Below are 26987 nucleotides of genomic sequence, written 5' to 3'. Positions count from 1 at the left end.
TAACGAAAACGTTATTGCTTACCAATTGATTGCGTATCAAAAGAAAAGCTCATTAACACCTTTTCAGAAGGGGATTCTGCAAATGATTGTTCCGAAGAATGCTGAGTAAAGCCGATAAAACCTTCCCCAGTGAGTTTATTCTGTGATCGCGAATCTGGCTGCTTAGCGACCTCCAATGTCTGAATCTGTATACGATCACCCAGTAAAAGTTGGTCGACTAACACCACACGGCTTCGTTGCTGGTCATGTTTAAACAGGCCAAGATAATAAAACACACCGCTGCCTTGGTTAGATATCCACATCGGCGCGACAAAGAAACTCGCCTTACCCAGCGTGACAGCTGAAAGGTTATTGGTATCTACCGTTACCACACCGCGCTCAACACCTGAGTCATAGCGTCCAAACGCGATCGCTCTAGGTTCATCTACTTCATTGATAAAAGCGTACGCGTTGGTCTCAGGTACTTTAATTGTCCATGGGTTGGTTGTCTTCAAATCAAAAACGGTTTCTACGACTGGGTCATAACTCAATTGAGAAGAAGGGAACTTCGCCAAGATCTCTTCGTCACTTAAGCTAAAGCGATAAATCCCCGCCAGTATGACTACAACTAACATGATAATAGGAATCAGTAAAATCAGAGGAATAGGTAAGATTTTCTTTTTCATGAGCAATTATATTCTTTTGTTTTCATCCAGTTGTGCAGACCATAAAGGGCTTTAGTATAATTATCAATACAGGGTTAACCAGAAGTGGAGCATGGATGGATATCAATCATATTAAAGATAGAAATATCAGAAGTTGCGAATGCCGCTGTGGATCAGTCAACCTAGTATGCAGAGGTGAACCTCAACGAACCTCTGTATGCCATTGCTATGAGTGTCAGAAACGCACCGGAAGTGTATTCGGTGTTCAGGCTAGATTCCCAATAGAGCAAGTCACCCTAAGCGGAGAAGTGACCTCTTTCTCACGCATCAGCGATACGGGTAATGAAGTCACCTATCAGTTTTGCCCTAAATGTGGCACCACTATGCTCTTACAATCTGTTGCTGCTGCCGATTTTTATATTGTCCCGCTCGGATTATTTAAAGAGCAAGACTTTCCGCTACCAAGCTTTTCAGTCTACGAAGAACGGAAACATGGTTGGGTCAAATTCGACCATCAAATGAGTCACTATAACTAGCTTGTTACTGACCTTTATCTTTATAAAGCAACAGCATTAAAACAAACTGCAATACTGTTGCCTAAGATCAAATATCAATGCTCCACAACGCTAGCGTATCTTTTCGCTAGCGTTATAATCTGCTCCTCTTTTTAACCCAGGGTGAACAACATGATTTCTAAGCTACCTCGCTGGGTTGAATACGGCGCCTTACTGTTAGCAGGCCTTGCTGGCAGCGTTAATGCAATCGGCTTACTCGGTTTCCAACACCAAGCAATCTCCCACATATCGGGCACCATGTCTTTACTAGGCAGTAGTCTGCTCACACCAACTTCGGCTTCTGTCCATCTCCTGTTGGTGATCATGAGCTTTATGTTCGGTGCAGCGTTCAGCGGGTTCTTTATTGAAAATCAAGCACTGAAGCTAGGCCGCCGTTATGGTGTTGCTTTATGTATAGAAGGTGGATTACTGTTCTTGGCACTATGGGCACTGTTGCAAGGCTACACTTCAGGCCAGTATTTCGCTTCAGCCGCGTGTGGTTTGCAGAATGCGATGATCACCACTTACAGCGGTGCAATCATTCGAACAACACACATGAGCGGGATCATTACCGATCTTGGGATAATGATTGGCGCACGCTTAAAGGGGATGCCCTTTGACCGCCGAAAAGCCAAGTTGCTGATGTTCATTGTGGTTGGCTTTCTGTTTGGTGGTTTAAGCGGCGCATGCCTGTTTCAGCGCTTTGAAATTTTAGCGTTGGCTTTCCCTGCCTCTTTCGCCTTCATTATCGCATTTAGCTACTGGGTCTACCTGACCTATCGAACTGAATCCTCAATCAATTTATAAATACCTGGCAATATATCCTCAAACTACGTAACATCCGCAACACTTTATTCTAAACTCTTAATGAGTTGCAGAACAACTGGTGTGAATAGTTAGCGATATTTGATGAATAGTATTGCATGCACTATCAATACTGGGTAATCTTGCAGCCAGTGAGAAAATACGGATATTTAGAGAATAAAGACGCCAAGGATGTGGCTTTTTTACATGTAGAAATACGAGAACAATTAACATGTCTAACAACACGAATACTGCTCAACCAGAGAAATCTAAAGGCAGTTTCTGGGTTTTCTTAATCCCATCTCTGATTGGTTTGTTCCTTTTCATGGCTCCAATCAGCTACCAAGGTGATCTAACGATCCCTGTTGCTATTCTAGCCAAATCAATTCAAGCGGTTTTCGGTGAGTCTCTAGTTGCTATTATCACGGCAATCGTTGCCTTCATGTCTGTAGCTTCCATTTTAAGTACCATTTTCAAGCCTGCATTCATTACATCGAATTCATTTCTAAACGGCCTTTTCAACCCATCTCCATTATGGCTGCTGGTTCGTATGATTGGTGGTGCTGCAGCATTCATGGCTTTCTTCCAAGTCGGCCCTGAGTTTATCTGGGAAGAAAACACCGGTGGTTTAGTTCTAGAAGGTCTGCTTCCGACACTGTTCTCAGTATTTATTTTTGCTGGCTTACTACTGCCACTGCTGCTTAACTTCGGTTTGTTAGAACTGTTCGGTACCTTGCTAAGCAAAGTAATGCGTCCAATATTCAATCTACCTGGTCGTAGTGCTATCGACTGTATGGCTTCTTGGTTGGGTGACGGCAGTGTCGGTATCCTGCTGACAAGCAAACAGTACGAGAAGAAATTCTACACTCAACGTGAGGCTGCGGTTGTTGGTACGACTTTCTCTGCAGTATCTATCACGTTCAGTCTTGTGGTTATTGCTCAAGTAGAACTAGAGCACCTATTCCTACCTTTCTACGCAGCAATCTGTCTGGCGGGTATTGTGGCTGCGGTAATCATCCCTCGCCTTCCGCCACTAAGCATGAAGAAAGACACCTTCATTGATGGCAGCAAGCCTCACAAAGACGCTGACGCAATCCCTGCGGGTCACTCAACCTTCTCTTGGGGTCTTGAGCTAGCGGTAAATAAAGCATCTCAAGTGAAGTCGGCTAAGTCTGTATTTGGCGAAGGCGTTCGTAACGCAGTTGATATGGTATTTGGTGTTCTGCCTGTGGTTATGGGGTTGGGTACAATGGCGCTAGTTATTGCGGAATACACATCTGTGTTCTCAATCCTAGGTCAGCCTTTCATCCCATTCCTAGAGCTACTTGGTGTACCTGAAGCCGTTGCTGCATCTGAAACCATCGTTGTTGGTTTTGCGGATATGTTCATTCCTGCGATTCTTGCCGCTTCTATCGACAACGAGATGACTCGCTTTGTTATTGCAGCAATGTCAGTAACTCAGCTGATTTACATGTCTGAAGTAGGCGCTCTGCTTCTAGGCAGTAAGATCCCAGTGAACATCTTGGAACTGTTTATTATCTTTATTCTGCGTACTCTAATTACGCTTCCAGTTATCGCTGGTGTAGCTCACCTAATATTCTAAATTAGATGCTACTTATATAAGTAAGCAGAGATAATTATAAGCCTCACTTTTGTGGGGCTTTTTATTTGCACGAAATATATACACATTGTTATTTAAAGTGTAATCGACACATTAGTTCTGCATATCATTTAATTTCATATCTTTTATTCACCCTTCCTCTTTTTAATAGAAAACTTAGCGCATAAGCACTCAATTAATACATTCTTAATTCCCCCTTAAACTCCGTCTAGGCTCATTCCCCAACTCATTGAACAAAAAAACAAAAGTAGCAAATATGTAATTAATTGAATTTTGCATTGTGTGGGTTGTTGTATTTTTGTAGTCTATTTTGTGAATTTACATTCAAGTAATTTTCAATCTAGTCGATATATATAATTACAAAAACACGATTAACTTTAGTCTTCGCAAAGCCTGTGAGAAGGGGAAAACTCAATGAAATTTAGCCATAAGGTGGTTGCTGCATCATCAGCCTTGCTGCTAGTGACAGTATCATTGCTTTCAATACAACAACTTTACACCGTAAGAAGTGCTGTAGAAAACCACGTCAATGCGAGCCTGAAAGAAATGGTCTCTGGCGTTAAAAATACCGTCGAATCAGAGATGAACGCCAAGAAGGCGCTGGCTCAATCGACGACTGAAGTCATCGAGATCAACCCTGAAGATCGCGCTTACGTAAAAGAAATATTAGAAAAACCAAAGCTTAAAAACAGCTTCCTAGCGGTTGGTTTTGGTTATGAAGCCAACGGTTTCGTTATTGAAAATGATGACGGTTGGGATGCAGGGCCAGATTACGACCCACGAATCCGTCCTTGGTACATTGATGCTAAATCCAAAAACAGTTTAGTTGTGACCGCTCCTTATGTGGATGCATCAAGCAAAAAAGTCATCATCTCAGTGGGTACACCCGTTAAAGACAACGGTCGTTTCACTGCGGGTATGTTCTATGACCTAGAATTGACGAACCTCGCTACCTTGGTAAACCAAGTGAACTTGTTTGATGCGGGTTACCTATTCCTAGTAACAGCCGACGGCACCACGATTGCTCACCCAAATGCTAAGAACAACGGTGAAACGCTTTCAAGCTACATGCCTCAAGCGACTATTCGTGAAGGCTCTCAAGAAATTGAAGTCGACGGCAAAATGTTCTTAGTTAACTTCACCCACATCCCAAGTGAAGATTGGTACATTGGTGCCATCCTTGATGAAGAGATCGCTTTTCAAACCGTTGAAGAATTGAAGAACAGCTCGATGATCTATTCATTGATTGCGGTGATTCTTAGCATCATCGCACTGACTGTTCTGATTCGTGTATTAATGCGTCCACTGGATGCGCTTAACCAAGCAATTCAAGACGTAGCAAGCGGACAAGGTGACTTAACTAAGCGTCTAGATACCAATACCGACCAAGAGTTTTCTGACCTAGCGAAAGGCTTCAACACCTTTACCGAAAACCTGCAAAATCAGATCATTCAATCGAAAGCGATTGGTGTTGAGATTAAACGTGGCACTGAAATCACAGTGAAAGGTGCGGGCGAATCAGCGAACGCAATGAATACCCAGTTGCAAGAGCTTGAACAGTTAGCAACAGCAATGAACGAGATGGCGGTTACCGCAACAGAAGTCGCAAACAACGCTCAAGGTGCGGCAGCTGCTGCTCGTGAAGCAGACGAAGCAACACTAGACGGCACTTCTGTAGTTAGTGATACTACTCAAGCGATTGATAACCTATCTGAGCGCATCGACCAAGCCGTTGCTGAAGTACAAGTACTTGAATCAGCAACCGCAAACATCGAAACGATTCTTAAAGTAATCAACGATATTGCAGACCAGACTAACCTACTCGCATTGAACGCAGCGATTGAAGCGGCGCGTGCTGGTGAATCTGGTCGTGGTTTCGCAGTCGTTGCCGACGAAGTTCGAACTCTGGCGCAACGTACTCAAGAGTCAACCACTGAAATCCGCAACATGATTGAGCAGCTCCAAGCGGGGGCAAGCTCAGTATCGAACGCGATGAACCAAAGTAAAGACACTGCTACTGACGCTGTTGAACGTGCTCAGCAAGCAAACTCTTCACTTGACCGTATCCGTGACGCGATTCAGCGCATCTCTGATATGAACATTCAGATCGCTTCTGCAGCAGAAGAGCAGAGCTTGGTAGCGGAAGAGATCAATAACAACACTGTTAAGATCAAAGACCTTTCAACACAAGTATCAAACGCGGCTCAAGAAGCGAACACAGCAATGCAGGTACAAACGGACAATGTTCGCCAACAAGACGAGCTACTGAACAAGTTTACGGTTTAACCGCCTTACCGTTTAACTAACACTCTGTTTAGTAAAGAATAAACGGCTTCATATTAAAAGCCCCGCTTACTGATTGTCAGTAACGGGGCTTTCTTTTCAATCTTTTCTTTTTAACCGATTAGACGTAACTCGTGGTCGTCAGCATCATGCACTGGTTAGGCTCAACCTTAATGGTTAAGTCCTTACCAACACAGTCGAACACTTCTCCAGACAATAAATCGGTCACTGCGCCAGTCCAATTTAGTGAGGCTGTTTTGCTTCGTTTCGACTTGTTGATCATCACAATGCCTTTATCACCACGAACAAACACCAACAAATCATCATTCGCTTCAACCACACGCATCGCTTCGCCATGAACATGGTTATGGAATTGAATCATGTTTTTCATGTAAGGCGCTTGCCAGTCGTTGAGCCAACGAGGCTGGCCGCTCTTGTCCAGAATACCACTGGTGCTCAGCTCACTGTAAACAAGCGGTACGCCGCCATCTCGACCAAGAATGAAAGCGTGCGCCAATCGCTCATCGACTTCATCCATCACATGCTCCAAAAACACCTCGTTGTTTGGAATATCATGAGTTACTGCAAACGTGATAGCTCGCATGTTCGACAGAGCTTGACCAAAACAGTAAGGGTTAATCAAAGACTTAAAACTGCCCTGCTCTGCAAAGGCTTTAAAAATAGTATTGAACAGCGGAAAATCATAAGCGCCTAAGCGAGTGTGTTTAAGGTATGGTTCAAGGAACAACTCATACTCTTCTTCCGTCGCACCGCCATCAGTAATGATCTCGCCAAAGATGTGCATTTCTTCGCAGATATCGTCAGTCCACACCTTACGCAAGTGTGACAGTGTCATGTGTTTCGCTGCATCGATACGGAAACCTTTCACACCAATCGCTTTTAGAGCTTTTAGGTACGCTCGCTGCTGTGCAACCACATTATCGTTGTCTAACAGTGTTGGTAAGCCCGGATCACTAGCTCCACCAGTAATACGCCCGTTCTGAACTTCCCATGTGTCTTTCCAGTTCTTGATACCAAACGCTTCCACGAAGTCGTTTTCATCAAATAATGGTTTAGAAAGATCACCAAACAAGCGGATGGATTCGTAATAGTCAGCATCTTTTTGATAAGACGCCATGTCTTGCTGATTGGGATACGTTAAATCGCTGCGGATACCTGATTCGTTGGCCATGTGATTAAACACTACGTCTACATAGGTACGAAGCCCGTGTTGCTTTAACGTGTTCACCATCGCAGTGAAGTCTTGCGTGTCACCCAACTGATTATCAATCACACGATAGTCTTGTGGTTGATAGCGTTGCCACCATTGAGTACCAGAATCTCGGTCGCAGCCTTTAGGGCCGCGCAGCGATTTCATCGCCGGTGATACTAAAACAGATTTATAACCCAACTCTTGGATAAGAGGGGCGTTCTTCATTACGTCAGCGTAGCACCAGTCAAAGGCATGCAATATGACATCCGTCGCTGGGTTGCTTAACATAGCTGAACTCTCCATGTTGTTCTCCTACCAAACTCGTTTACAGCTTTCTAGATAAATACAAAGGCTAAAAGGCAAAGCTGCATAAATTTCCTCAAGAATGGCATTTATTATATGAGTTACTCATTAAAAACCCTCCTCCTCCTACCAATTACTCACGGTGGATAGTTGAGGGCGTAGCACCAATTATCGCATAACGTCTGGGATGAACACTCAGCCATTGTGCTTTTAAATGCGCAAAAAAGTCACAAAAAAGGAGCGTATATACGCTCCTTTTATTCAATCTATCACATATTTATTGCTAAGTTCTGTAAAGAACTTTAACCACATGCCAACCAAATTTTGTTTTTACAAGATGTGGTACAAGCGTCTCGCCAGAGAAACACACCTTATCAAACTGAGGCACCATTTGACCTTTTTTGAACTCGCCTAGGTCGCCGCCCTTTTTACCAGATGGACAGGTTGAATGTTTCTTTGCTAGCGTTTGAAATTTAGCGCCCTTTTTAAGCTGCGTCATGATGTCTTCTGCTAGTTCTTTATGCTTCACCAAAATATGAAGCGCTGCTGCTGTTCTTGCCATGATAATTCTCAGTTTGTTGCTGCCAGTTTACTTACGACGGTTGCTTAGAACATCGCTAATGAACTGACTGTTGTAAATCTGTTTGCCGCTAGCGACTTATCGAAATAAATTCATCGACAGCCAGCGTTTAGCGTGATTTTAACCCAAGAACAGCTATTCTTCACTCTATAACCGAAAACAACTGCCTTAAAGGCCATTAAAAACCGCATCGCGACTTGCTGCGGCTTCCATTTCCCTTTAAATTAATCCTTATAAATTAAGCGCGTATTAAGTAGGAGCCACTTATGGCCAAACCGATCAGTAAAGCGAGTCAGTCACAGGGAATGTTGATGTTCAAGTTATCCCTTACTCAAAGTTTTGCGATTGGCACACTTAAGGTCAGAGAAATCGTCCCTTTTCAACCGATGACTCAGATCCCCTACTCCCATCATCACGTGATTGGTACGGTGACTATCCGCGACCTTACGGTTCCAGTCATTGATATGTCCGCTGCGATTGGCTTCCGCCCGATAACACCCGCTGAATACCAAGATTGTGTACTTATCGTCACCGACTGTTTAAGAACAGTTGTGGCGTTCTTGGTTCGTTCGATTGATAAAATTATTGAATGTGACTGGAAGAGTATTGAATCTCCACCCACCAGTGTGGGTCGCAATGTCTTTGTAACGGGAATTACACGCTTTGAAGACCGTATTGTACAAATGCTCGACGTGGAACTGCTGCTTTCTAAGATCTACCCAGATTATGAGAATGCGCATATCCCGATGCTGACCGATGTAGAGAGAGAGCGCCTCAAAGCGTTGAACATCTTACTGGTGGATGACTCTTTGATTGCGCGTAAACAGTTATCTGATGCCTTAGACAGCATCAACATCCCTTACAGCATTTGTAACAACGGCTTAGATGCCATTGACCTAATGCGACGCCAAGCCAGTGCTGGCAATGCCATTGATCTCCTCGTGAGTGATATCGAGATGCCGGGATTAGATGGTTATGAGCTTGCATTTGAAGTGCAGAACGACAGTGCTCTAAGTCACGCTTACTGTATTTTGCACACATCACTATCCAGTGAGATCTGTGTTGACCGTGCCAATCAGGTGGGGGCACATGAAGCGCTTGAGAAGTTCAATGCGGGTGAGTTAATCGAAGCCATGCTACGCGGCGCAAAAGTCTTAAACGACGCCTCCACGGCTGCTTAAACCCTGTCTTAAAAGCTAAACCACCTTTCACTTTGGTTTAGCTTCCTACATGCCAAATCATCTAACGCTCGGTTAAGACTTTTTCGGCATTGGGCTCTTTGGCATGGAATAGCTCTTACTCACGAACTCCACTTCCTCAACCTTTTTGACGTGATTGGTATAAGACGCCAAGGCATAGAGTGTATTCGCAACTAAGTTAGCGTATTTAAAAAGAATCGGATCCGGGGACTTGTTACTTTCATGGTGCTCAATGCTCACCAAAGCTCGCACCACTTTCTTAGCCTGACAACGACACAAGTGAAGTTCGCTCGACACTCGGTTCCCACCAGGTAATACGAACCCTTTGAAGCCACCTTCTAGGTGCTCGCGAATGTGATGATAATCTTGCTTAAGCTCGACCAGTTCGGATTCAGTGATCGCTAATTTCCCACGTACTGAACCATTTAAATGATAGATGTTCGGTTGTAGGCGTTGCAGGATCTCACGAACTTGTGGTTCCAATTCCAATGAAAGAACCAATCCAACTCGGCAGCAAAGCTCGTCCGACAGAATCTCAAAATCACAGACAGGACTGTCTTCATAAATAAACGGGTAGCAGAACTCGTCCCAATCTCGACTTACTGGTTTCACGTATCAATCCTTACACATAAATATTAATCAGACGCCAATATACCAAACTCTTTGATTGAGTCTGAGTTTATTAGCTCAAAGACCCGCAGTTTCCCTGCTTGATAATGAGATAGCAAAAAGCCCTCACATTGGAGGGCTCCTAAAGAAATCGATTAAACGAAATTATTCGTTAGACACTTTTTTGTGGCCTTCTTGTAGGTGAACGAAATCCACCAAATCGTCGCCTGACACTTGATATGCTTGACCAAAACCTTTCACGAACAGTCCGTTCTCTGCTTTAAGGTTGAATAGTGAGAAATCTTGAAGCTGGCTCAAACCATCGATGATCTCGCCAAAACGCTCTTGCATCTGGCCAATCACTTGAGTCCAAAGTTCTGTTTCACGCGCTACAACACTTGCTTGAGCATCAAACGTTAAACGCTTACGTGCGTAAAGCTGCTTCGAACTCTCTTCATCTTCAATCATCATCAAAGAGACTTGAGGGTTCGCTTTCAAGTTACGGGCATGACGAGCAATATCAGAAATTAGAACAAAGTAACCTTCTTGGTTCTGAACGAAAGGTGCGTAACTTACGTTCGGGCGACCTTCTTCGTCAACCGTTGCAAGTTGAAGGGTACGGCGCTCTTGGCGAAACTCTTTAATTTCTGGACCTAGGCGACCTTGTAGACGTTCTTGTTTTACTTGCTGTTCCATGGGTAATTCCTTTCTTCACTTTCTCTGATTTATTATTTTTGCCCGAGGTTGAACGATCATTAGCGAACTAAACGATCCTCGAGCATTGATGTCTTGCTTAAGCTAGTTGGCAACCCTATGTAAGATTGCTGCTGATTATTTGCTATTGACTGTACTTAAGCTTGTTCTTTTAGCGCTTTGAAGCGTTCTACTTGGTCGGCAATAAGCTCACGCTTTTCGTTGCGGCCTAGGTAAATCTTAAAAATGTTCTCGCCCGTTTCACTGAAAAAGCCGAAGTAATGACTTTCACGACCCATGAACGCTTTGCTCACCAAACCGATATGTTTAACGTTATCAAGTTTTAGGTGGCCATGAAGCTCGCCCTCTTTGCCCATCAGGTTGTAGTAACCACGCGCTACTTTACCTTTCGGGAATGGTGCTTTTACTTCAAAGATAGAACCAAATGAATGCACGATAGTGGTCACAGGGCCCCAACCAACTAAACCTTCTAGAATTTCTTGAGCACGGCTGCCATCTAGCATTACCGTCATGTCGTTTGGAAAAGCAGCAACCACTTCAACCTCTGAAACACCTAGCTTCTCAGCAATTGCTGTCGGCAGTAGTTTTGGCTCTTCTTCTAGAATGCGAGCTACGCGTTGTTCTAGAGTTTCTGTCATTTCTAATGTTGTATCTGTCATTGAATATGTTTCCGTATAAACTAAAAATTCGATATTAAGCGTGCTTCAAACTTGCATGCAGGTGTACGCCCGAACCTGACGCTTTAGGTGCAGGGTGCATAGCTTGGTATTCAGCGTTAAGCACTTGAATTACACTCTGTGCTAGGCTTACCGCCCAAAAGCTGCCAGCAATAGTCAGGCTCAGATAATCTTCCGAAAGCTCAACTAAACCGTTCTTTTCCCAATGCGCGAACAAAGGCTTTAGGTAGTCGAACGTGTCATGTCCCATAAAGCTCGCTAACGTACTTCTTCTAACAACACCAGAATCAAAGCCTGCCTTTAATGTCGAGAAGATTGGCTCTAATGAGCTTTGCTTCGTCATCATGGCAATCGGCAACTGACCTTGTTTTATAGACTCCATGTAGCTGTCTAAAGTTCGATGTTGCATCACACCGTGGCCGCCAATGTTGCCACCAGCACCACAACCAATTGGAAGCACCTCGGCATAAGTTTTCGCTAAGCTGTTGTAAATGCTGCGTTCGCGGTTATCGCGAGTCCAGTGATTCACGCTCAGCTGTTTAACCTTGTGCTTAGCCATGAATTCAACACCCGCCAGGTACATGCTCGCCTTATCTGGCGTATTGGCCGGTGGTGGGATTTTTCCTTTCTCAACGAGATTAAGCATAGGTGCATTGCCCGCAACAATCAGTTGGTAGAGGTCGATACCGTGTGCACCAGTAGACATGTAGTCTTCTAAATCTTGTTGGAACACTTCCATAGATTGGTGTGGTAATCCGTATAACAGATCAAGAACGATTGGCGCTTGCTCTGTACGGCTTAGTGAACTGATACGTTCTAGCACAACCTCTCGGTCATCTAGGCGCTTAGCACTACGTCGAACTTGAGTGTTGAAACTTTGAATACCGAATGAGAAACGATTGAAGCCACCTTCAAGCGCACGATCAAACATCTCGTCGCCAAATCGATTGATGCGCCCTTCCAATGTCATCTCAACATCGTTCGCTAGTGGGAAATATTGGCGAATAGCCTTACCTAATTGCTCTACTTGTTGAGACGATAGGTCGGTAGGTGTTCCGCCACCAATGTAGACAGCGTGAAATAATCCAGACTGAGCCCAAGGCGTTTTGGCTTTTTGCTTCAACTCAACCATCAGAGCCTCGAAGTACTCATCGACTAATTTGCGGCTTGCGGCATTTTGGAAGAAGTTACAGAACGTACAACGCACACGGCAGAAAGGAATGTGAATATACAGGCAACGCTTATCCTGTTTCTTCCCTTCGCTTAGCATCAATTCATCAAAGTGTTCTAACTTCTTACTGGGGTCGACCGGAATTGAACTTCCTCCGGCGTGGGCAGAATGCTTTTTCGCAAACGCAAAACGAAGCGGATCAGGGCTAGAAACACCCAAGATTGATTCGTCAAATTTATAAATATCAAGACTCATATAATCTCTCTAAACACTTACATAGCAAAGCCTGGAAGACTATTCGCTAAAAACTGAGAGAATCATAAATACACGCAAATGATAATGCAATTGATAATTGATCTTATTTAGATTCTAAGCAATAATCCGATACAGAATTTTGATTTGGTAAAGGATTGATTGTGAACGTTCCTAGATATGTTATTGCAGGCGGTGCATCGTTAGTGATTCATGCAGCGTTATTGTTTGTCGCTCAAGAATCCAAAGTATTTGCGATGCCTGCAGGTAGCCAATCGAACACGGTATCGATCAACTTCAGTCCTAAGAGCGTTCCCTCACAAGCTCAGCAAAAAACAACCACAGAGCCAGTTGAACCAGAGCCAATAAGAGAAAAGGTCTCACAAGCCGAACCTAAACCTGTCGAACCAAAAACGGTTGAGCCAAAGCAAGCTAAGCCAACCCCAAAGAAAAAAGCGATCACCAATAAGCCTCAGCCAAAGAAAGTTGAGAAGAAGGTTGTTGAGAAAAAGCCCGTTCCAAAGAAACCGGTGACTGAGAAAAAGGTGGTTAAGAAAGAGCGTCCAGACCTAAAACCAGAACCAAAGTCCAAACCAGCCACTCAACCAGAGAAACTGGCCAACAAGAAAATCGATAAGAATATGGACGAGTCAGCCAACCGGCCTCAGGAAGTAAACCAAGGCGTGTCAAACCAAGAACCGGTGCTAGTAACTAAGCCTTCTTTCTCTGCACGCCCTACACCGCCGAATTATCCTCGCCAAGCTAGACGTCGGGGCGTTGAAGGTGTCGCAACTTATGAGGTCTGGTTAGACGCGGAAGGCAAACAAATCAAACAAGCATTAGTAAATTCATCAGGCGCACTAATGCTCGATAACGCCGCTTTAGATGCCATTAAACAATGGAAATTCTCACCTCACACTGTCAATGGTCGAGCAATTGCTCACCGTGTACAAATACCTGTTCGTTTTAGGTTGGATTAATCATGCAACAAATCAGTTACTTACAAGATCAACTTGGCTTAATGACTTGGCCTCTTCTTATCTGTTCAGCATTAACCGCAATGATCATCGCTGAACGTATCTTCCAAGTGATGTTAAGCATTGGTGTTGGCAAACGCGCCATTCGTCGTGAACTCAATCAGATCTCACCAACCAACAGCAAAGAGATTGAAGCGCTTGCTCAGTCTATTTCAGGGAAAAGACCGCTGCTGTACAAGGGCGTCTCGATGTTGCTTGCTCACCACTCTTTTTCGAAAGGACTACGTGAAGATGCAGCAGGCATCTGGCTACAAGAAAAACGCCACCAGCTGCACGCAGGTTTAAGGCTGCTTGGTTTAATCGGCGTGATCAGTCCATTAATTGGCTTGCTTGGTACGGTGCTTGGTCTTATTGAGATGTTCAAAGGTGTAGCTGCTACCACCGGAAGTATTACACCAAATGATCTAGCTGACGGCCTTGGCTTAGCAATGAGAACCACAGCTGCAGGTTTGATGATTGCACTGCCTGCAATATCAGGATCTCAACTGCTTGGGCTTTGGGCCGATCGGGTTTTGGCGCAGCTAGAACATACTTTGAATTATGTGAATGTGTGGTTAGAAGGCATGTCGATTCAAACTAATCAGTCTGACGAAACGAAAGGTTCATCATTAAACAAAGTCGCTGTCGGTGATGTGAGACAAGCATGATCAAAACGCCCCACTCATCTCAAACACAAAGTTTAGCTCCGGACTTAACACCGCTGCTCGACATCATTTTTATCGTGATGGTTTTCCTGCTGCTGACAGCATCGGTGAAGTTGGAGTCATTAGAAGTCGAACTACCAAGCTCTGATATTAAGAACGTTTCTGAAGTTCATAAAGATTCGATTAGCGTCAATATCTTAGACCACGAACCCTACTGGGCGATTAACGGCCAAGAGTACATCGACTGGGAAAACTTCAAGATTGCATTGCTAGAAGAAACAGGCACATCAGACAAGAAGCCGATCATCATTGGTGCAGATAAAGCCGCCAACGTTGAGAACCTAGTGAAATTGCTGTCTTTCCTTCAAGAGAACGGAATACCAGCGACTCAATTGCTCACTGAAGATGGCTAGAACAACTCTCTATTTTCATGAAGTTTGGCTCTTGATTACTAACACCAAAGAAGCAGAGCTAAACCTCTCTATCGATTCGAACTCAATATGCGAACGAACTGCTCACTGAGTATCTTCGCGATTACTCTCCATCAGAAGAAAGTATAAAGAAATTATTATGAAAGACTTAAAAATACTCAACAAATTAAATAATAACAAACACTTACTCGCAATCGCCACCATGAGTTTGGTACTAACTGCACCTATCGCCAATGCTAACGATGCAGAACAACCTCGAATCATAAGTGCAGGCAGTGCTGTGACTGAATTGGTTTTAGCTCTAGGTGCTGAAGAGCAGTTAGTGGCGATTGATGTGACCAGCCATTTCCCTCAAGCAGAGAACCTGCCGAAGATTGGTTACCACCGAAACCTTTCAGCAGAAGGCTTGATTGCTTTAGAGCCAACGACACTAATTGGCTCAGATGAAATGGGACCTGACAACGCGATTTCTCAATTGAAATCTGCCGGTGTCGATGTCGAGATCGTCAATACCGAAGCAAACGTTGAGGGGTTATTAAAGCGTATCGACCAAATCGCAAAAATTACCCACACCGAAGCTCACTCACAGCAAGTCAAAGCTGAAGTAAATAAGAAGATTGCAGCACTAAAAGCAAACCAAGTACCCAACAACGAAGCGAAGAAAGTTCTGTTCTTATTATTACATGAAGGTCGCCCGGCGAACGTTGCTGGCGGTGAAACGTCACCAAACGCGATCATTGAATTGGCTGGCGGTGTAAACCCTGCGGCTAAAAGCCTGACGTCTTACAAACCACTATCGATGGAATCACTCGTTGAAATGCAGCCTGATGTCATTTTGGTGAGTGGCCGCAGCTACCAAAAAATGGGCGGCGCTGACGCCATTCTTAAATCGCTGCCTATGTTAGCAGCGACTCCTGCTGGCATGAACAAACAAATCATTACCGTAAAAGGCAGTGCATTAGTCGGCGGACTTGGCCTCGAAAGCCTTTCAGAAGCCAAGCGATTAAACGCTCTTATCTATCCGTTATAACTCGACCACCCTATTCTTACTGTTGCTAGCTCAGTTTCCATTACCTACCCGCTTTTCCGCAATGTTGGTGATGGATATTGAAGCTAGCGATGGACATTGAGGCCCTTTATGTTGCTACGATCCGTCCCACTGAAAACATCGATGTTAGGCCTAGGGGCTACCCTAGTCTTCGTCGCACTGTACTCGATCACTGTTGGACCAATGAACATTAGCTTAGCCGACAGCGCTACGAGCTTAATTCAACCAAACAATGACTTAGCACCTCACATCAACTTGGTGATTCAAGAAATTCGCTTACCTAGAACGATATTGTGCATACTAATCGGCGCAATTCTCGCTTTGTGTGGCGCGGTCATGCAGGGCTTGTTTCGAAATCCACTTGCCGAGCCAGGAATCATCGGCGTTTCTGCCGGAGCCTCATTAGGTGCAGCATTAGCCATCGTGCTTTTCTCTGAGCTTTCACTGCAATACCCCGCTTTCATGAACTTTGCAGCAGTGCCTATATTTGCCTTTTTAGGTGGAGCCTTAACCACGCTGCTGGTTTATAAGCTAGGTACGGGAAAATTCGGTACTTCAGTCACCATCATGTTGTTAGCAGGTGTAGCGATCAGCGCACTGTCAGGCGCAGGTATTGGCTTCTTGAACTTCATTGCTGATGATCAAATGCTGCGTGATCTTTCATTATGGTCAATGGGTTCATTAGCGGGCGCGAAGTGGTCAGGTATTTTGCTTGCGGCTGTCACTCTGGGCGTACTATTTATTGTCTTCTACCGTCAAGCAATGTCACTGAATGCCCTGTTACTTGGCGAATCAGAAGCACAGCATCTTGGTATCCCAGTACAGAAGCTAAAGCGAAGGTTGATTCTACTGACTGCTGCAGGCGTTGGTGTCACGGTTAGCCTATCTGGCATGATTGGCTTCATCGGTCTTGTTATCCCCCATTTGGGCCGCATGTTGGCTGGCCCGGATCACCGTATTCTCTTGCCCCTATCAGCGGCACTAGGCGCATTACTACTAACAGCTGCAGACATGTTCTCACGCGTGGTACTTGCACCAGCAGAACTGCCTGTAGGCATTGTCACTGCAATCATCGGTGCTCCATTCTTCTTGTACCTTCTATTTCAACAGAAAGGGAGAATCCTTTAATGTTTCCTTCAGCATTAAAAGCGACCGACATCGAAGTGAAGTTCGGTAATAAAGTGATATTAGATGGTGTTTCTATTGAGATTGAAGCAGGAAAGGTAACCACACTGCTTGGGCCAAATGGCGCAGGGAAAAGCACTCTGCTTAAAGCGTTATGCCAAGAGATTTCGAGCAAGGGTGATATCCAATATTTTGGACACACCAAAGATAAGTGGCCTTCGCATAAGTTGGCAAAACATTTGGCTATGCTTCCTCAGCACAGTACCTTGACCTTCCCATTTTTGGCACACGAAGTTGTTGAGCTTGGTGGGATCCCCTTACAAGAGTCCAACAAGAAGCTCACCAACATAGCTGGCCAAAAAATGGATGTTGCTGATGTAACACACCTAAGTGAAAGGCTCTACCCCTCGCTATCTGGCGGTGAAAAACAGCGAGTTCACTTGGCTCGAGTGCTAACTCAGCTTCATTATTCTGGCGATCAATGTATCTTGATGCTTGATGAACCAACATCTGCACTGGATCTTGCCCACCAGCACAACACCTTAAAGATCGCGAGAGATTTAGCCGACAACCAAAATGCGGCCGTAATCGTAGTGCTACATGACTTAAACCTGGCCGCTCAGTACTCCGACCGACTCGTAGTACTAAAAGATGGTCACTTAGTTTGCGATGGCAGCCCTTGGGAGGCACTTCAACCTTCTATGATTGAGGATGTATACGGCTACAAAAGTATCGTCGAAAAACATCCAACCATGAGCTTCCCTCAGGTTCACCCCGCACAATAGACTCGATTTAGAACCCACTCATTTTGAGTATTCGTTCCTAATAACAGTTAAGTCACTCCAAGCCTCGATTTTCTCGAGGCTTTTTATTGGCTCATAGCCTCTCTCCCGTCTTAAACTCCATTTTATTAGCAACCATAGCAATGAACTCCAAAACGTCCCACTCCGAGCGTTTGAGGCTCTAGAAATCAACAATATCAGTTAGTGTTGCTTAGTTTTTAGCAACTAAGGTTGAATATAAGAGGCAAACGTAAGCATTTAAAAAGAAAAGAAATAACTTCATTTGGCACAAAGCAAGATAGCAGAAGCGATATGAGTTCGAGAGAGAAAGAGAAAGAGAAAGAGAAATTGCAGACACAAAAAAAGCCCCCTCAGGAGCTTCTTTCATTGTGTATTGATTATTGGCTCATTCGAATCAATGATTTACCAATCAACCACTCTAGTTCTTTACCGCTTGTATCGCCAAACTGAGTTTCAGTCAGCTTGTATAGACGATCAATACCGTTTGCAGCGAACTCATGAGCACTCTCAGCAGTAACGATATGATGGAAAAGTAAACGTAAGATTGCTAGGAACTCAGCGTCTTCAAGTGCTGCAACCCAGCTAGCTGAAAATGCGTCAAGGCCATTTTCGAAGTCAATGTGTTCCATGAACATCTTGAAAATACGACCGTCTAAAGCAGCAGTAAAATCCGTTTTCTTTGGAAAGTGATGACTAATACCTGTACGAGAAACGCCTGTTTGTTGACTCAACGTCGTGTATGACATCTTGTCGTAACCTAATCTCAATAGCTGGTCTACAACGGCATCCATGATCTTCTGGATCGTGATTTCTGTATCTTCTTTACTACGCTTTGGCATATTCAGGCTCTTCTCTTTGTAAATCCATCTAACTCAATCAAATGAAGTCAGAATGAAAATCGTTATCAGCATTATGTGAGCAAGGTATTTTTTCGCAAGTATTTATAACTAAATTCACACAAATACTATGTACGAACAATTTTACAGTGATGTCTCTTTGGACTCTTTGTCTAATTATTCTTCGAAAATCACCTTACAATCCTAAGTTGATAAGTTTAAATAACTACTTAGAATATGAAATACCCAACGAAAAATTCATTGTATAAATACCTATCAAGCGATAGATAGTCTTATAAAATCATTCCTGGCGCAACTAAGTGAATGATATTCTGACAAATTAATAACATTCCTTTTCAACAAAACGTGAGGTAAATCACATACATATTTATCGGCGCGAATGTAGATATTCATTAAGCACCTTAACAAACAACATAGCATACCAGTACAAATTAGTTCAAAGGTTTTAATTTTTGTAGATACAGTTCAAATTGCTCGTTAGAATAACCTCAGACTTTGTAAGAGGATTATTTATGAGCCAAGATATTGGTAACAATGATGTATGTGAGGCTTGCGGTTGCGCAGGCGAAATTGGCTTCATCATCAAAGAAGGCGACGATGTTGCTGAAGTAACGGTTTACGGTAACTCTAAAACCCTTATTGAAGCTGAATTCGCTAAGTATGTTGAGTTAGCAAAGCAAGTGTCTAGCAATGTTGAATTTGAAGCATCAGAGATGACAGAAGAAAGCACAGAATTGCACGCACGCTTTAAATTTGAAGTCAGCGCCGAGAAGATTATATTCGAACTTAAGACTCGCTCTCTAGCACGTTAATATAAGCACCTGTACACATACAATTAAAAGACGAGTTTACTGCTCGTCTTTTTTTATTATTTCAACCCAACCTAGAGCACCATTAGTCTCAAAGTCATTTTCAGCCGCACATTTAATTACAACACCTGATACCTCAACGACAGCACCAACACTATATGCCTTATCATTGTAATAACAAACTCGTTGCTGTGAACCACTCTGAGTGACGACGACTGCCGCCTTGGCTGGCGTTGATATTATTTTATTAGCACTTGCTGATGTTGAACACAGCACCGCGGATAAAATCACAAAAATTTTCAAAATTTTACGCTTTATTCGAATCAAAGATCTACCTTTCATTGTCTCTTAATCCTTTTTACCTACCAACAAATGAGTAAAACACTATGCGAGGGTAATTTTTTCATTATAGTGTTAACGTCTATCGTAATAAGAAGCCCATTATGCTCCGAATAATTGCACTTATTATTGGTTCTTTAACCATAACAAATGTGACTGCAGAACCACTCGATCAGTATCAAATATTGAACCATCTGGATAATTACGGAAACTTATATCTACGAAATAAGCCTTACACCTCACTACCCACAGGGTTAATCGTTGATGGCAATCTAAATATAGAGAACACCGCGATCACTCGCCTGCCTAAAGGCTTAGAAGTTAACGGTAGCCTCAAAGCGTCTAACAGCCAGCTCTCTCGAGTTGCGACTGGAGTTAAGATAAAAGGCTACGCCGACTTAATTGGCAGTCAGATTACCAGTTGGCCACGAGGAGTAAGAGTGGGCGGATTTATTAACCTCACAGACACTCCACTTCAGAGGCTACCCAATGGCTTTAGAGTGAAAGGAGATCTGAGCGTGATTCGTACGCCTTTGACAGAGCTACCAAACGGGATAGTCATCGATGGCGACTTATATATAGGTGGTTCTGGGGTCACAACGTTTCCCGAGACCATGACAGTAAAAGGCAATATATACCTAGGTGGCAACAACGTTACGACTTGGCCAACAAACCTAGAACTCGGTGGCGCCGTCGCTCGATAGTTCAACCTAAACTTTAGGTCTTAAAAGCAGATGACCAGCAACAAAAAAGGAGCCTAAGGCTCCTTTTTCAGTTCCATCAATGAACTTGTTTGCTAACACTCATTAGCCGATATTCTTCACTGGGTTCGCATAGCTATCGATCAAGTATTGACGAGCGCCTTGTGGCAAAGTCGATAACTTCTCTTCAAACTCTTGCTTAACCGCAGCTGTAATCGACTCGTCTTCTCTTTCCGCTGCTAGCAAGTTAACTGGGAACAGCTTGTAGTTATCGTGGATCTGACGATCAATCTCTTCTGCAAGCGCTTCTGGCGTATCAAAATCTTGGTCGATAACCTGACCGAAACCGACATGAACACGACCTTTATTACCGATGATACCTTGAATGATACTTTCGATATCTTCAAATTCACCCTTTTCGTAACTGCCGTTTACGTCTTTTTCAAAAAGCTCTATCGCTTTAGCCATATCACATGGGTCGTTCTCGTAAGAAATAGCCACAGGAACGATCTTCAATGACTTCACGTATTCAGGGAAAGCAATTTTTTGTTTACGTCCTTCAACGTGAAACATTTTCAAGATTGCTGGCTCGGTAAAATCGTTACCGTCTTTAGCGCGACCTTCCTTTTGAGCGATCCAGATTGAGTTACCCGTTTCTAGAGAATGCTTAATATAAGAAGACAGCTGCCCTAGTGCTTTCATCATCTCACGCGGTCCTTTCAAAGAACGCTTTACGATGAAGCTCTTGTTTAAACGCATCAATTCCGTCGCACATGGCTTCTTCAGCAGGTTATCACCAATAGCGATACGACAAGTCTGATGATTATTTTGATGCAGAGCGTAGTTTACCAACGCAGGATCCATAGCAATGTCACGATGGTTTGATACAAATAGATAAGCTTGATTCGCATCCAGTGACTCGACACCAGTGTACGTTACACCTTTAGTGGTTTTCGCTAGCGTGTCACGTAAGTACTTTTTCACTTCAATCTGAATGGATTCAACGCTGGTCAGCTTGCTCCATTTCATTTTTAAGTACACGCGCAAAATCGGACTCATTAATGCTTTGAACCAAGACGCATGGTTTGAAAAACGGTAGTGCAAGATTGCACTGATAAATTCTTCATCATTAATAAGACGGTTTAGTGCCGCTGGAATTTCATCATCGCCGTAAGGACGAATATCAACATATGGATCGGTTGGAGAGGTCATTTTTTCATTCATATAATAAAAAGCTGGCTCATTCTACGCGTTGTTTTGACTTCTCGCAGCTACAGAGCCCATACTTTTGACAAGGTCAGACCAGAAACATCGAAAATCCCCTGTTATTGTTGGCATTCTTTAAGATTAACGGTAATCTTGACGCCCCAAAATTAAGGTACTATCTATGAACTTCGCTATTGAATATACATCGGCTTACTTTTTACACTTGGTGATCACACCACGCAAGAAAGTACTTAAGCATAGCCTTGTATCGGTTCAAAGTGGCTTGGTTTTGATAAAGCTAGGTAAACAAGAGTATGCCGTTGAACCAGGACAAAGCGTCTGGATTCCATATGACTGCCTAACATCATTGACCTACTTTCCAAACACTCAGGTTAACCGCGTCGACTTTTCTGTGCGTTTGACGGATTCATTCCCTAGACAAGCGGGCTACATCACGCAAACAAACCTCTCTTCTGCGTTACTGGAAAAATTAGAGCTAACCAAAGCTCGTACTTCAAATGCCAACAATACCGAGCAAGCATTTAAAGATATGCTTTCTGTATTGAAGCAAGAAGTATTAGCGTTTAAACCACTGCTTTGTGAAAGTGCTTTGTCTCAGCGATTCAATCAATGGAACATTGATGACTCAAACCTACCGCAAGAACACACCTTAGTGATGGTAATGCGCGAGGCGAAGAAGCGCATGCAATCTGGTCAGAAACGCGCACTTGTGATTGATGATTTGTTCTCAGGTAAAGAAGAAGAGTTCGAACAGCTGTGCATGCTAGTGTTCGGTGAAGACCTCTAGGCAAGGAGAGCCAGCACCCGTTCTTCACTCACTAGACTAGTGATGCCGAACTTCAAGTCACTCTATCACCCAAGTTTTTGAACCAAGCTAAAAACACCAGTTGCTAAAAAGCCGCAAAACTCAGTTTTGCGGCTTTTTTAATTCTTAAAATTTTAACGTAGATTAACTATCTAACAGTCTAGAAAGGCAATTCAACCTGCATCATTAAGTCAGCGTCTCGCGAGTCATGCCAACGATAATCAAAGCGCATGCGCGGTTGCCCTTCCACTTTCTCACCAAAACCGATGCTGAGTTGAAGACCATGATTCATCAACCACTCTTCGGTCGACATATCATACTGTTCATCTTCAAGATCTTCTGGAAACCACATACCCAAACCAACATAGTTTGATTCAATGCTTTGTGTCAGCAATGGCGTGTCTTTACTTTGAAGAACCCAGTCAGACCAATAGTCCGGTGTGCTTTCTGGTTCATCATCACTCAGCCCACTGATTTCCATCATGCGCTGACCGAAAGATTCAAGGCTTGTAGAGAAATCTAGACAGCTATTTTCATCATCAGAGGTCAGCATGATCGAATCTAAACTAAAAAAGTCACACTCAGCATGAGCAGGTAAACTGCATGCTGCAATGATCATCGTCGCTGGTATCGCGCGCTTTAGCATAGTCCTCTGACCTCTTGATTAGTGAACTTACATTATCTGATACAGCCCACTATCTTGCAACATCTTTGTAACTGACTTTGTACTCAGTTTTGCCACATCGCTTCCACTTATCAACGCATTACGTATGTCTGTGCTACGAATTTTGACTTTTTCAGGGCAAGCCATTACAGACCACTGCTCGGTAATCTCATCTGATTTATAGAAAGATGAGAACTTAAAGAAGTTATCTGGGCCAATAACAAACGTCAGTTCAGCGTCACGATGTAACTTTTGAAGCTCACTGAGCACTGCATAAGTCGTTACGCTTTCACCTGGAGTAAATAGGCTCTTTTCGATCAAAGAAAGCTCCACTTGATCCAGTGAAAGATCGCTAATAAATGCGTTAACTAACTGACATCTCGTATCAAAGTCTAGCATCTCTTTTCCCCAAGCATGGGCAATACTTGGAACCAGTAGAATTTTGTCAAAGTGAGCCAACGAATCAATCACACTTTTGTGCCCTAAGCTCGGTGGATTAAACGCACTACCGAAAATGGCTATTTTTTCCATTATAAATTACTGCCTTCTCTTTCTAAGCTTGTGCAAAGAGGTTTTTAAATCAGATGATTTAGGTATGATAACACTAGATTTTTAATTTGCTTGCAGGAAAGGAATACGAATGGAACAGTTAATTCGTGACGAAATGCGCGTACTACCTTCAATTGACCCTCACTTCGAAGTGACTCGTCGTGTGGACTTTATCAAAACGAAACTTCAGCAGTCAGGCTGCAAGTCTCTGATCCTTGGTATCAGTGGCGGTGTGGATTCGACAACCTGTGGTCGTTTAGCGCAAATGGCAATCGACGGCCTAAACGAAAGCACTGGCAGCAACGACTACCAATTTATCGCCGTTCGCCTACCTTACGGCGAACAAAAAGATGAAGACGAAGCGCAGCTTGCTCTGTCTTTTATTCAGCCTTCTCAATCTGTTTCCGTAAACATTAAAGCAGGCGTTGATGGGCTGCACGCAGCATCTCACGTTGCGCTTGAAAATACAGGCTTGCTACCAACAGATTCAGCAAAAATCGACTTTGTGAAAGGCAATGTGAAAGCTCGCGCTCGCATGATCGCACAATACGAAATTGCGGGTTACGTTGGCGGCCTTGTAATCGGCACCGACCACTCAGCGGAAAACATCACAGGCTTCTACACTAAACACGGTGATGGCGCATGTGATTTAGCACCTTTGTTCGGCCTGAACAAACGTCAAGTTCGTGAACTTGCTGCAACTCTGGGTGCTCCGGAGCAACTTGTTAAGAAAGTACCGACCGCGGATCTCGAAGAGCTTGACCCTCAGAAAGCGGATGAAGCTGCACTGAACCTTTCTTATGACCAAATCGATGATTTCCTTGAAGGTAAAGAAGTACCTCAAGACGTATCCGATCGCTTAGTGAGCATCTACAAAGCAACGCAGCACAAGCGTCAACCAATCCCGACGATCTACGATTAATTTTTTGAATTAGTCTCAGAATTAAAAAGGCCGGAAGTTCATTTCAATGAGCTTCCGGCCTTTTCTATTTAATGCATTTTTCTTTATGATCTAGCGAGCTATTAATCCACAACTTCGATATCAGTTTGCGGAACACTGCAACACGCCAGTATCTGCCCCATGTTACGCTCATGATCTTGCAACGCAGGTACATCTGGTTGGTGAACTTGCCCTGACTCAAGGGTCACTTTACAAGCGCCACAGAAACCCGCACGACAACTTGAAGCAATAGACACACCCGCCGACTCAGCTTGCTCTAGCAGGGTTGACTGATTATTACCTTCGAACAAGTAGCCATTCACACTCAACTGAAGTTGCTTCACAGCTTCCTCGGTCGATTGAGCCACACCAAACGCTTCTTGATGGTAATGCTGAGGGTTGAGCCCCATTTGAATCAGCAGTTTCTTTGCATTGTCCATAAAGCCGTCAGGGCCACACACGAAAGCTTGGCGTTTGTGTAACTCTTCAATTTTAGCGACATGAGATACGCTCAAACGGCCAGATAGACCATCCCACTCTTTGGTTGGTTGGCTTAGCGAATAAATCACACGTAGGCCGGCATGCTCACTGGCGATCTTATCAATCTCAGCTTGATAAGGGATGTCTTCTTCGCTGCTGCATTGATGATAGAAAACCACGTCATCAATTTGACCATGGTCGGCTAGGTAACGCAGCATCGACAACATTGGCGTAATACCGCTTCCTGCAGACAAAAGCAGTAACGGGTGTTTTGGGTTTGCTTCTAAGTAGAATGCACCATCTGGGTTTTGAGCAACTAGAGTGTCGCCCACTTGGAAATGATCATTGAGCCAGTTTGAGATTTGGCCATCGTCCACTCGCTTCACTGAAATCGCCAAACGACCTGCGCGTGTTGGGCTCGAAGATAACGTGTAACGACGAGACACTTTTTCACCATTAATCACCATCTCAATCGGTAGATGTTGCCCTGGCTGATAGCTTGGTAATGCGTGGTTCTCTTTCGCTGGCTCTAGCCAGAACGTCGTAAAGTCACGAGCGATCTCTTCTCGCTCAACACACGTTAAATGTAACGACTCAACCCAAGTGTCTTCATAGTGCTCTTTCTCTTTGGTTTCGAGTACTTCAACGACATCACCGGCTTTGACTAAACCTTCATTTTTGGCCACAAGATTCTGACCAAAGAAAACACCACCGCGCTCATTGGCTCGGAATGTAGAGAAGGTATTAAGCGGCTCTTTTGTTGCTCTAAATTCGCCACGCTCAACATCAACCGTAGTTAGGATACAACGCTCACAAGGCTTCACCGATTCGAACTCAACCTCGCCGATACGGATACGCTTCCAGCCATCTTCGGCAAAGGCTTCTGTATTTGAAACAACAAAGTTGGTGCGGAACTGATCCATTGAATGTGTTTCTGGGCTGCGGCGATTAAGTTCATCAAGAGAGGCTTGGCTGATCACTAACATTGGGTAACCGTCGGCAAAGCTTACATTATGACCAAGCTTTTCTCGAACACGATTCGATTGCTCGCCAGAAAACAGTAGCTCAACGCGCACGCCCAACACATCACTGAACCAATCATCGGCTTCATCACATGTCGTGTATGCCGTGAAGCTGTCTTTCCAAACCGTTGCTGGCGCTTCTTGCATCTTGAAGCTCGCATACTTTAAGCGCAGCGGTTCTTTAGCTTCATAAGTGAAGATCAAACCATCGGGTTGCAAGCTAGAAGATACCTTGACCATTTTAGGGTACTTACGCGCCGTGATCATCGAACCGTCAGCCAGTGCCAACATAAAACGTCTGTCGAAAGTAAGACCTTGTTTTTCGACCCAAGCAGAAGAGAGCGCAATCCCGCCCACTGACTTAACCGGAAATACATTGATTTGAGATAGAGAAGGCACTTGCTGTGAAGCCTTTTGATCTGACGGTAGCTGCGACATAACGATTCCAATGTTTGTTGTTTGTCCCAATGCTAACAAATGGTTATAAATAGATAAACTGGCAGGCATTAAACACTTGATACTAAGCTATTATCTTGAGATGTTTAGCTTTCTGTGTTGATACATTAAGGCAGCAATGCCGTAACACTCTCCATACGTTCTATACTTTGAACACGATTAATGCATTGAACCTTCATTGAATAAAAAGGATTTATCATGAACAAACTCGTCATTATCATTTTATGTGTACTGCTTCCGCCTGTTGGCGTATTTTTCGCGCGTGGCGCAGGTAAAGATTTGCTGATCAACATTGTCCTTACCTTCTTCTTCTGGGTGCCAGGAATGATCCACGGGCTCTGGGTAGCCACCCGCTAACCCGTCTTCAAAAATAAATACCGAATAAAATACCTAGAAAAACAAGCTCCTAACCCTGAAGAGTTAAAA

29 protein-coding genes are annotated in these 26987 nt (G+C 43.9%); 16 read left to right on the top strand and 13 right to left on the bottom strand.

Translation table 11 applies throughout. From position 1 onward, the window contains the following. Positions 1 to 11: 11 nt before the first annotated feature. Entirely contained in the window at positions 12 to 665 is a 654-nt protein-coding gene (locus AB8613_RS20335; RefSeq protein WP_327784792.1) for a hypothetical protein, read from the bottom strand. Positions 666 to 697: 32 nt separating this feature from the next. Between AB8613_RS20335 and AB8613_RS20330 the strand changes: the two genes are divergently transcribed. The 4 genes from AB8613_RS20330 to AB8613_RS20315 all read left to right on the top strand — a co-directional run bounded on the left by AB8613_RS20330 (position 698) and on the right by AB8613_RS20315 (position 5909). After that, complete coding sequence (locus AB8613_RS20330) at positions 698 to 1180, top strand: GFA family protein (RefSeq protein WP_179947237.1); 483 nt, start codon at positions 698 to 700, stop codon at positions 1178 to 1180. A 150-nt stretch (positions 1181 to 1330) separates the two neighbouring features. Beyond that, positions 1331 to 2005: a YoaK family protein gene (locus AB8613_RS20325; protein WP_146490914.1), complete on the top strand. Its 675-nt coding sequence runs from the start codon at positions 1331 to 1333 to the stop codon at positions 2003 to 2005. 229 nt (positions 2006 to 2234) lie between these two features. Next, positions 2235 to 3605 carry a YjiH family protein gene (locus tag AB8613_RS20320; RefSeq protein ID WP_146490915.1) on the top strand — a complete coding sequence of 457 codons (1371 nt, stop codon included), beginning with the start codon at positions 2235 to 2237 and terminating at the stop codon, positions 3603 to 3605. 432 nt (positions 3606 to 4037) lie between these two features. After that, entirely contained in the window at positions 4038 to 5909 is a 1872-nt protein-coding gene (locus AB8613_RS20315) for a methyl-accepting chemotaxis protein (protein WP_061016474.1), read from the top strand. Between the two features lie 118 nt (positions 5910 to 6027). On the opposite strand, the gene AB8613_RS20310 is transcribed toward AB8613_RS20315, so the two are convergent. Then, positions 6028 to 7422 carry an alpha-amylase family glycosyl hydrolase gene (locus AB8613_RS20310; RefSeq protein WP_372384857.1) on the bottom strand — a complete coding sequence of 465 codons (1395 nt, stop codon included), beginning with the start codon at positions 7420 to 7422 and terminating at the stop codon, positions 6028 to 6030. 283 nt (positions 7423 to 7705) lie between these two features. Then, positions 7706 to 7987 (bottom strand): peptidylprolyl isomerase PpiC, encoded by a 282-nt coding sequence (ppiC, locus tag AB8613_RS20305; RefSeq protein WP_258185064.1) that lies wholly within the window; start codon positions 7985 to 7987, stop codon positions 7706 to 7708. Between the two features lie 281 nt (positions 7988 to 8268). Here ppiC and AB8613_RS20300 point away from each other — a divergent pair, with 281 nt between their 5' ends. After that, a complete protein-coding gene (locus AB8613_RS20300; RefSeq protein WP_048662365.1) occupies positions 8269 to 9183 on the top strand; it encodes a chemotaxis protein in 915 nt (304 codons plus the stop codon). A gap of 72 nt (positions 9184 to 9255) precedes the next feature. On the opposite strand, the gene AB8613_RS20295 is transcribed toward AB8613_RS20300, so the two are convergent. The 4 genes from AB8613_RS20295 to hutW all read right to left on the bottom strand — a co-directional run bounded on the left by AB8613_RS20295 (position 9256) and on the right by hutW (position 12627). Continuing rightward, complete coding sequence (locus AB8613_RS20295; RefSeq protein ID WP_372384856.1) at positions 9256 to 9813, bottom strand: ATP:cob(I)alamin adenosyltransferase; 558 nt, start codon at positions 9811 to 9813, stop codon at positions 9256 to 9258. A gap of 162 nt (positions 9814 to 9975) precedes the next feature. Next, positions 9976 to 10506: a heme utilization protein HutZ gene (gene hutZ, locus AB8613_RS20290; RefSeq protein ID WP_060469343.1), complete on the bottom strand. Its 531-nt coding sequence runs from the start codon at positions 10504 to 10506 to the stop codon at positions 9976 to 9978. Between the two features lie 155 nt (positions 10507 to 10661). Further along, the gene (gene hutX, locus AB8613_RS20285) at positions 10662 to 11183 is read right to left on the bottom strand and encodes a heme utilization cystosolic carrier protein HutX (RefSeq protein WP_146490919.1); all 522 of its coding nucleotides are present in this window, start codon (positions 11181 to 11183) and stop codon (positions 10662 to 10664) included. Between the two features lie 34 nt (positions 11184 to 11217). After that, on the bottom strand, positions 11218 to 12627 hold the full coding sequence (gene hutW / locus AB8613_RS20280; protein ID WP_372384855.1) for a heme anaerobic degradation radical SAM methyltransferase ChuW/HutW: 1410 nt from the start codon (positions 12625 to 12627) through the stop codon (positions 11218 to 11220). Between the two features lie 161 nt (positions 12628 to 12788). On the opposite strand from hutW, the gene AB8613_RS20275 reads away from it, so the two are divergent. The 6 genes from AB8613_RS20275 (at position 12789) to AB8613_RS20250 (ending at position 17694) form a co-directional block, all read left to right on the top strand. After that, complete coding sequence (locus AB8613_RS20275; protein ID WP_372384854.1) at positions 12789 to 13604, top strand: TonB family protein; 816 nt, start codon at positions 12789 to 12791, stop codon at positions 13602 to 13604. A 2-nt stretch (positions 13605 to 13606) separates the two neighbouring features. Next, positions 13607 to 14308, top strand: coding sequence for a MotA/TolQ/ExbB proton channel family protein (locus AB8613_RS20270; RefSeq protein ID WP_372384853.1), 702 nt, complete (start codon positions 13607 to 13609; stop codon positions 14306 to 14308). Then, positions 14305 to 14718 carry a biopolymer transporter ExbD gene (locus tag AB8613_RS20265; protein ID WP_017077389.1) on the top strand — a complete coding sequence of 138 codons (414 nt, stop codon included), beginning with the start codon at positions 14305 to 14307 and terminating at the stop codon, positions 14716 to 14718. Before AB8613_RS20270 ends, AB8613_RS20265 begins: the two co-directional genes overlap by 4 nt. A 157-nt stretch (positions 14719 to 14875) precedes the next feature. Beyond that, a complete protein-coding gene (locus tag AB8613_RS20260; protein ID WP_372253707.1) occupies positions 14876 to 15766 on the top strand; it encodes a hemin ABC transporter substrate-binding protein in 891 nt (296 codons plus the stop codon). 108 nt (positions 15767 to 15874) lie between these two features. Beyond that, positions 15875 to 16912 carry a FecCD family ABC transporter permease gene (locus AB8613_RS20255; RefSeq protein ID WP_372384852.1) on the top strand — a complete coding sequence of 346 codons (1038 nt, stop codon included), beginning with the start codon at positions 15875 to 15877 and terminating at the stop codon, positions 16910 to 16912. After that, positions 16912 to 17694: a heme ABC transporter ATP-binding protein gene (locus AB8613_RS20250; RefSeq protein WP_372384851.1), complete on the top strand. Its 783-nt coding sequence runs from the start codon at positions 16912 to 16914 to the stop codon at positions 17692 to 17694. Before AB8613_RS20255 ends, AB8613_RS20250 begins: the two co-directional genes overlap by 1 nt. A gap of 395 nt (positions 17695 to 18089) precedes the next feature. On the opposite strand, the gene AB8613_RS20245 is transcribed toward AB8613_RS20250, so the two are convergent. After that, positions 18090 to 18551, bottom strand: a complete 462-nt coding sequence (locus AB8613_RS20245; RefSeq protein WP_004731875.1) for a TetR/AcrR family transcriptional regulator — start codon at positions 18549 to 18551, stop codon at positions 18090 to 18092. A gap of 530 nt (positions 18552 to 19081) precedes the next feature. Between AB8613_RS20245 and AB8613_RS20240 the strand changes: the two genes are divergently transcribed. Continuing rightward, a complete protein-coding gene (locus tag AB8613_RS20240) occupies positions 19082 to 19381 on the top strand; it encodes a YfcZ/YiiS family protein (RefSeq protein ID WP_146490926.1) in 300 nt (99 codons plus the stop codon). Positions 19382 to 19417: 36 nt separating this feature from the next. Here the strand turns inward: AB8613_RS20240 and AB8613_RS20235 are convergent, their stop codons facing one another. Further along, entirely contained in the window at positions 19418 to 19720 is a 303-nt protein-coding gene (locus tag AB8613_RS20235) for a YnjH family protein (RefSeq protein ID WP_327784785.1), read from the bottom strand. 101 nt (positions 19721 to 19821) lie between these two features. Here AB8613_RS20235 and AB8613_RS20230 point away from each other — a divergent pair, with 101 nt between their 5' ends. Next, complete coding sequence (locus tag AB8613_RS20230) at positions 19822 to 20421, top strand: hypothetical protein (protein WP_146490928.1); 600 nt, start codon at positions 19822 to 19824, stop codon at positions 20419 to 20421. A gap of 102 nt (positions 20422 to 20523) precedes the next feature. On the opposite strand, the gene AB8613_RS20225 is transcribed toward AB8613_RS20230, so the two are convergent. Further along, entirely contained in the window at positions 20524 to 21630 is a 1107-nt protein-coding gene (locus AB8613_RS20225) for a 1-acyl-sn-glycerol-3-phosphate acyltransferase (RefSeq protein ID WP_146490929.1), read from the bottom strand. 175 nt (positions 21631 to 21805) lie between these two features. On the opposite strand from AB8613_RS20225, the gene AB8613_RS20220 reads away from it, so the two are divergent. After that, a complete protein-coding gene (locus AB8613_RS20220) occupies positions 21806 to 22432 on the top strand; it encodes an AraC family transcriptional regulator (protein WP_146490930.1) in 627 nt (208 codons plus the stop codon). Between the two features lie 178 nt (positions 22433 to 22610). Here AB8613_RS20220 and AB8613_RS20215 read toward each other — a convergent pair whose 3' ends face one another. After that, positions 22611 to 23096 carry a hypothetical protein gene (locus AB8613_RS20215; protein ID WP_060980539.1) on the bottom strand — a complete coding sequence of 162 codons (486 nt, stop codon included), beginning with the start codon at positions 23094 to 23096 and terminating at the stop codon, positions 22611 to 22613. Positions 23097 to 23123: 27 nt separating this feature from the next. Then, the gene (locus AB8613_RS20210; protein WP_017067428.1) at positions 23124 to 23645 is read right to left on the bottom strand and encodes a nicotinate-nicotinamide nucleotide adenylyltransferase; all 522 of its coding nucleotides are present in this window, start codon (positions 23643 to 23645) and stop codon (positions 23124 to 23126) included. Positions 23646 to 23754: 109 nt separating this feature from the next. Here AB8613_RS20210 and nadE point away from each other — a divergent pair, with 109 nt between their 5' ends. Beyond that, on the top strand, positions 23755 to 24585 hold the full coding sequence (gene nadE / locus AB8613_RS20205; protein WP_146490931.1) for an ammonia-dependent NAD(+) synthetase: 831 nt from the start codon (positions 23755 to 23757) through the stop codon (positions 24583 to 24585). A 101-nt stretch (positions 24586 to 24686) separates the two neighbouring features. Here the strand turns inward: nadE and AB8613_RS20200 are convergent, their stop codons facing one another. After that, positions 24687 to 26543, bottom strand: a complete 1857-nt coding sequence (locus AB8613_RS20200) for an MOSC N-terminal beta barrel domain-containing protein (protein WP_372384850.1) — start codon at positions 26541 to 26543, stop codon at positions 24687 to 24689. Between the two features lie 216 nt (positions 26544 to 26759). On the opposite strand from AB8613_RS20200, the gene AB8613_RS20195 reads away from it, so the two are divergent. Continuing rightward, a complete protein-coding gene (locus AB8613_RS20195) occupies positions 26760 to 26918 on the top strand; it encodes a YqaE/Pmp3 family membrane protein (protein WP_008215717.1) in 159 nt (52 codons plus the stop codon). Positions 26919 to 26987: the final 69 nt, after the last annotated feature.

Source organism: Vibrio sp. BS-M-Sm-2 (genome assembly GCF_041504345.1).
GTDB classification, from domain to species: domain Bacteria; phylum Pseudomonadota; class Gammaproteobacteria; order Enterobacterales; family Vibrionaceae; genus Vibrio; species Vibrio satsumensis.
This window is presented reverse-complemented; position numbering and strand designations above follow the sequence as displayed.

Coding starts and splice junctions, on each gene's coding strand:
- AB8613_RS20255 (WP_372384852.1), top strand. CDS start 15,875: ATGTTGCTACGATCCGTCCCACTGAAAACATCGATGTTAGGCCTAGGG.
- hutX (WP_146490919.1), bottom strand. CDS start 11,183: ATGACAGATACAACATTAGAAATGACAGAAACTCTAGAACAACGCGTA.
- hutZ (WP_060469343.1), bottom strand. CDS start 10,506: ATGGAACAGCAAGTAAAACAAGAACGTCTACAAGGTCGCCTAGGTCCA.
- AB8613_RS20195 (WP_008215717.1), top strand. CDS start 26,760: ATGAACAAACTCGTCATTATCATTTTATGTGTACTGCTTCCGCCTGTT.
- AB8613_RS20220 (WP_146490930.1), top strand. CDS start 21,806: ATGAACTTCGCTATTGAATATACATCGGCTTACTTTTTACACTTGGTG.
- AB8613_RS20225 (WP_146490929.1), bottom strand. CDS start 21,630: ATGACCTCTCCAACCGATCCATATGTTGATATTCGTCCTTACGGCGAT.
- AB8613_RS20260 (WP_372253707.1), top strand. CDS start 14,876: ATGAAAGACTTAAAAATACTCAACAAATTAAATAATAACAAACACTTA.
- AB8613_RS20270 (WP_372384853.1), top strand. CDS start 13,607: ATGCAACAAATCAGTTACTTACAAGATCAACTTGGCTTAATGACTTGG.
- AB8613_RS20315 (WP_061016474.1), top strand. CDS start 4,038: ATGAAATTTAGCCATAAGGTGGTTGCTGCATCATCAGCCTTGCTGCTA.
- AB8613_RS20245 (WP_004731875.1), bottom strand. CDS start 18,551: ATGCCAAAGCGTAGTAAAGAAGATACAGAAATCACGATCCAGAAGATC.
- AB8613_RS20300 (WP_048662365.1), top strand. CDS start 8,269: ATGGCCAAACCGATCAGTAAAGCGAGTCAGTCACAGGGAATGTTGATG.
- AB8613_RS20265 (WP_017077389.1), top strand. CDS start 14,305: ATGATCAAAACGCCCCACTCATCTCAAACACAAAGTTTAGCTCCGGAC.
- AB8613_RS20310 (WP_372384857.1), bottom strand. CDS start 7,422: ATGGAGAGTTCAGCTATGTTAAGCAACCCAGCGACGGATGTCATATTG.
- AB8613_RS20230 (WP_146490928.1), top strand. CDS start 19,822: ATGCTCCGAATAATTGCACTTATTATTGGTTCTTTAACCATAACAAAT.
- nadE (WP_146490931.1), top strand. CDS start 23,755: ATGGAACAGTTAATTCGTGACGAAATGCGCGTACTACCTTCAATTGAC.
- AB8613_RS20320 (WP_146490915.1), top strand. CDS start 2,235: ATGTCTAACAACACGAATACTGCTCAACCAGAGAAATCTAAAGGCAGT.
- AB8613_RS20210 (WP_017067428.1), bottom strand. CDS start 23,645: ATGGAAAAAATAGCCATTTTCGGTAGTGCGTTTAATCCACCGAGCTTA.
- AB8613_RS20325 (WP_146490914.1), top strand. CDS start 1,331: ATGATTTCTAAGCTACCTCGCTGGGTTGAATACGGCGCCTTACTGTTA.
- AB8613_RS20335 (WP_327784792.1), bottom strand. CDS start 665: ATGAAAAAGAAAATCTTACCTATTCCTCTGATTTTACTGATTCCTATT.
- AB8613_RS20200 (WP_372384850.1), bottom strand. CDS start 26,543: ATGTCGCAGCTACCGTCAGATCAAAAGGCTTCACAGCAAGTGCCTTCT.
- AB8613_RS20240 (WP_146490926.1), top strand. CDS start 19,082: ATGAGCCAAGATATTGGTAACAATGATGTATGTGAGGCTTGCGGTTGC.
- AB8613_RS20250 (WP_372384851.1), top strand. CDS start 16,912: ATGTTTCCTTCAGCATTAAAAGCGACCGACATCGAAGTGAAGTTCGGT.
- AB8613_RS20235 (WP_327784785.1), bottom strand. CDS start 19,720: ATGAAAGGTAGATCTTTGATTCGAATAAAGCGTAAAATTTTGAAAATT.
- hutW (WP_372384855.1), bottom strand. CDS start 12,627: ATGAGTCTTGATATTTATAAATTTGACGAATCAATCTTGGGTGTTTCT.
- AB8613_RS20215 (WP_060980539.1), bottom strand. CDS start 23,096: ATGCTAAAGCGCGCGATACCAGCGACGATGATCATTGCAGCATGCAGT.